Below are 857 nucleotides of genomic sequence, written 5' to 3'. Positions count from 1 at the left end.
CCCTGCCCCTCGGCCCCCTCGGCCACCGCCCTGGCCAGGCGGTAAACGTTCCCTGTGGCGCTGTAGTAGACCACGGCGACTCGAACACTCATGGGTGATCTCCGAATCCTCGGTGTTCCGGTGCTGCCTCGACTTTCCCGTGCGAGGGGTGCCCACACTCCCTCGCCACGACTTCCGCCCCCGGGCTTCCATCGGACGCAGTAATCCCATCCCGGTTTCACGGGGACCACCGCCGGCACGACGTCCCCTCGTGCCGGACCCCGATCGGGCCGCGCTCCCGACCTGAGATCATCGGAGCATGGTTGAACGAGTCATCGGGGCCTGCGACGGAGCGGCCAAGGGCAACCCCGGACCCGCGGGATGGGCCTTCGTCCTCGCGGACCCCTCCGGGGCACCGCAGCGCTGGCAGGCCGGCCCACTCGGGCACAGCACCAACAACATCGGTGAACTCACCGCTTTGGAAAGGCTGCTGACGGCCACCGACCCCGATACCCCTTTGGAGGTCCGTCTCGACAGCACCTACACCCGTGACGCCGTGACGAAGTGGTTGCCGGGATGGAAGCGCAAGGGCTGGAGGACCGCGGGCGGTAAACCGGTGGCCAACCGTGAACTGATCGAGCGCATCGACGAACTTCTCCACGGACGCGATGTCGTTTTCGTCCACGTCCCCGCCCACCGGGCGGACGGGGACCCGCTGAACGCCATCGCGGACAAGGCCGCGAGTGATGCCGCCCGCACCCAGCGGGCCGGCGGGGGAACAGCCGCCGATCTTCCCGTCCCGGATCCCGTGGCGGCTCCGCAGCCCCGCGCCACCCGCGCCGCGGGTTCCCCAGCCGGCGGACGCCCCCTCCGGAGCC

Annotated in this window: 1 protein-coding gene; it reads left to right on the top strand. The window is 70.2% G+C overall.

All coding sequences use genetic code 11. From position 1 onward, the window contains the following. Positions 1–298: 298 nt before the first annotated feature. A partial coding sequence (locus tag FNQ90_RS25260) for a ribonuclease H family protein (protein ID WP_182608438.1) occupies positions 299–857 on the top strand: 559 nt, incomplete at its 3' end.

This window comes from Streptomyces alkaliphilus (assembly GCF_014141535.1).
Classification (GTDB): Bacteria; Actinomycetota; Actinomycetes; order Streptomycetales; family Streptomycetaceae; genus Streptomyces; species Streptomyces alkaliphilus.
The sequence above is the reverse complement of the archived record's forward strand: the minus strand, read 5'-3'. Positions and strand labels throughout refer to the sequence as shown.